Below are 3,213 nucleotides of genomic sequence, written 5' to 3'. Positions count from 1 at the left end.
CGCTACCCTCATAACCTACACCACCTGCCGGGACGCGACCATCGCATGCCCTCGAAATCGCAGGCTTGCTTGGTTTGCTCGACGATGAGCGATCCGATCTGACCCCGACAGGCAGGGCGGTTGCCCATTCACGCAGCGTCGTGAAAACCGAGTTGACCAAGGCGCGTGCCATCCTCGACCAGCTGCTTGAACGATTTGTGGCTATCAATGCTGATCCCGATCGTCTCATCAGCATCAACAGGGTCTACCTTTACGGCAGCGTCATGCGCGGTGAGCCGCTCGTCGGCGACATCGACCTCGACATCGAAGCCTCGCGGGGTCCAGCCTACGCGAACGACCTTCAGGGTTATCTCAGGGATTGCCTTGCCTTTGTCCGGCAATTTGCAACGAACTATGTGCCTCCAGTCTACATGGCTGAAAGTGACAAGGCGATGGATTATCTCGCCTTCGGGCAAAGGCGAGCGCCGATCCTCACTGGGGCCATGATCAACGTAAGGAACCTCAGCACGATCCCGGCGCCATGTCAGCTAATCTACACCATTCAGAACGGGATCGACCTGAACGCCCCGATCCTCGCGACCCATCCTGACTATGACCCTGCAATTGAAACGAGCCACGAGATCCCGCACCTCGCATCGATCGAGGTTCCCAAATTCGGAACCCCAGAGCCGGTTGACGCCAGATTCATCTCCAAGTTCCAGCGCTCCGGGCGGGTTGTCGCGCATGATTTTGCCTCACCGACGTCGAACGTGCTGGCGTGGCTACTGCGGCTGCATGAACAGCAATCCAGCACGCTGAAGGTCCATGTGAGGGGCGATACGCTGGACCCCGCCTTCGCCAAACGAAGCGGCCTCGCAGACGACCTCAGCCCGAAGGGAACCATCGTCCTGACGGCCGAGTCCCAGCGAAGCGAACTGCGATCCTTCATGAAAATTGAGCGTAGGGTGACCATGACTGATGGGACGCTGACGATTGAATTGAAAGTCAGTGACCTCGCGACGCTGCAGCGCCGCCGGACCGATGAAGCACATGCCGCCTGTCTCGCTGTGGTTGCAGCCACAATCCATATCGCAGACCGGTTCCACGCGATCGCACTCAACCAGGCGGGCAACAATTATCCGATCGAAGCGACGGTGACGACCGCCAGCTTGGTTCCGGACGCGATCGGCCCATTGATCCAGCAATTCGGCTCGAAGATAAGCGGGTCACTCGATCCCTGACTTGGGTGCCCGCCCGCCGAGGAGCCCGCAGCAGCCATATTGCAACCTGCCGGCGTGCTTCCAGCATCCCCGAGGATTGCCGTTCTTCCTGCGATATCGACTTCACCCTCCAAGGTCCCGTCTCACGACCCTCGGTCGATCATTGTCCCTGTCGCATCGATCTTTGCGCCGCGGTGACCACAGCTGCACCTCAAATGCTGCGCGACCACGGCAAGCTTCATCGGGATCGATTTGGCGAAGCATTGATCGCGCAACCTGGATGCCGGGATGATCACGACGCGGCGGCACCTGCGGCATTCAACCTGCGCATTGAGACCATGCCGGACCAGATCGGCGACAGTGTCGAGACGCTTGCTTCCCATGGCTATGAGAGAACATCATGAGAACACAACGAGTCAAGCCGTCAGGAAATTCCCTGTCCAGACCGCGAGGGAAAACGCCCGAGTGCCTCGGAGACGACGGGACACCGATCCGATTGACGCGCACAATGCGATGCCTAGCCAGCGACGCTAAAGAACGCGGTAGGGCTCTCTCCCGCTGTCGCCACCGATCTTCCAGGAATTCGCGAGGCGCTGCCCGGGAGACGTGCCCTTGGGCCGCGTGAAAACCTCGGCCACCCATATTTCACGACCGCGCTGCTCGAAACGAACGAAGCAAACTTCATCCGCCTGTTTCGGAGCAAGATTGACGTTATTGATCTTGTCCTTCCGTGTCGCCTTTACCTCGACTGTCCGCGTAGCCGATGCCAGATCGTACTCGTGAACCAGATCACTGGCATGCGGCAGATCAAGAACATCCTTGGCGACGATCTCACCCAAGGCGCCCGTGAAAACTGTGGTGAACCCCTTCAGACCCTCCTGACCCTTCAGCGCATCAAGCGCCTTTGGAAGGTCTTTGAGAAACAAATCGAACGGATGCTTCTGCGAGGATCGTTTCATGAGACATCCAATATCCCAGATCGATGAACATCGCGTTGCCGTCTCCCGACCTTTGGCCGGGACCGCGCTCTATTCCGCCTCGTGCGCTGCGGCCCCGTCTTCGCGGGGGCTTCACGCACCCGGGGCTTCACCGAGCCCCTGAAGGGTCTCGGCCCTTCGGGCGACGATCGCTGACGCATTTGGCCGCGAACCGCGCTTGCGCGCTGCGGCATGATGAGCGGGGCTTTTCCAGCGGCTCGGGCTTCGCCCGGGCCTTGCGTTTCTGATAGCCCCGCCGGCTCTCGGTCCCGCCGCTCGCGGCCTGGTTGCCGCGCGCACGGTCGGCGACTGGAGCCGCCGCCTCGACGTGCGACGAACCAGGCCTGTCGGACCGCAGCTCCTGCGGGAGCCATCCCCGGAGCAGACGTCTCAGAAAGACGGCGGTTCACTCGGCGTGTCGGCTTTTGGGCGGTGCTGTGAGCTTGCCAAATGACCGGATCTGGGTGGGGAGGCGAACGACAACTTCACGTGAAATAGAAGCAGGACCGGGATGGCCTCCAAGGCGGCGCGAAGCACTTATGCGAAGTGGCCCCTCACAAAATCTGCTCGCGCTTGAACGCTGCCCTTCGGCACGATAATTATTTCATAGTTGAGCTCGTGAAACGCGTTAAGAAGGCGATCATACTCCGCAATCGCCTCTGCAAGATCGTGCCGACGACTTTCATCAGCCGCGTAAATTTCCGGCCAAGGCGGAGCCAAAAAGACACGCGTGTGGTAGCGTTCGAATGGTGCGAGAGTGTCGTGAATTGATTTACCCGTCGCGTGCTGGAGTGCAACAGCTGCATCGACCAAGCCGCGATCGAAGAAAACCCAGCCAGTCTCACTCGCAAGATGTTTCCTGTCGGCAGCGGCAAGCTCGATAGCTCGCTCGGCAAATGCTGCCATATTTACCCAAGGCAGCGCGCGGCCCTCGCCTTGTAACTCCTCATCAACGATCCTCCGCCCGGGCTCGGAGACAATCGTGAAGCCATCACGTCCTAACCCGCCTTATTCATGAGCCTTCCTGTCAGGGCGTT

Annotated in this window: 3 protein-coding genes and 1 pseudogene; 2 read left to right on the top strand and 2 right to left on the bottom strand. The window is 59.9% G+C overall.

Going from position 1 to position 3,213, the window contains the following annotated elements; genetic code table 11:
* The first annotated feature begins 74 nt into the window (after nt 1-74).
* Nucleotides 75-1,220 (top strand): hypothetical protein, encoded by a 1,146-nt coding sequence (locus tag CHU93_RS00090; protein WP_133064233.1) that lies wholly within the window; start codon nt 75-77, stop codon nt 1,218-1,220.
* 194 nt (nt 1,221-1,414) lie between these two features.
* Nucleotides 1,415-1,603, top strand: coding sequence for a hypothetical protein (locus tag CHU93_RS17160; protein WP_133064232.1), 189 nt, complete (start codon nt 1,415-1,417; stop codon nt 1,601-1,603).
* 126 nt (nt 1,604-1,729) lie between these two features.
* On the opposite strand, the gene CHU93_RS00080 is transcribed toward CHU93_RS17160, so the two are convergent.
* Together CHU93_RS00080 and CHU93_RS00075 are read right to left on the bottom strand one after the other, a co-directional pair.
* Nucleotides 1,730-2,158: a hypothetical protein gene (locus tag CHU93_RS00080; protein WP_094472199.1), complete on the bottom strand. Its 429-nt coding sequence runs from the start codon at nt 2,156-2,158 to the stop codon at nt 1,730-1,732.
* A gap of 555 nt (nt 2,159-2,713) precedes the next feature.
* A pseudogene (locus tag CHU93_RS00075) lies at nt 2,714-3,160 on the bottom strand (AAA family ATPase); the annotation flags it as partial.
* Between the last annotated feature and the right edge of the window lie 53 nt (nt 3,161-3,213).

Origin of the sequence: Sandarakinorhabdus cyanobacteriorum (genome assembly GCF_002251755.1) — a bacterium.
GTDB classification, from domain to species: domain Bacteria; phylum Pseudomonadota; class Alphaproteobacteria; order Sphingomonadales; family Sphingomonadaceae; genus Sandarakinorhabdus; species Sandarakinorhabdus cyanobacteriorum.
The sequence above is the reverse complement of the archived record's forward strand: the minus strand, read 5'-3'. Positions and strand labels throughout refer to the sequence as shown.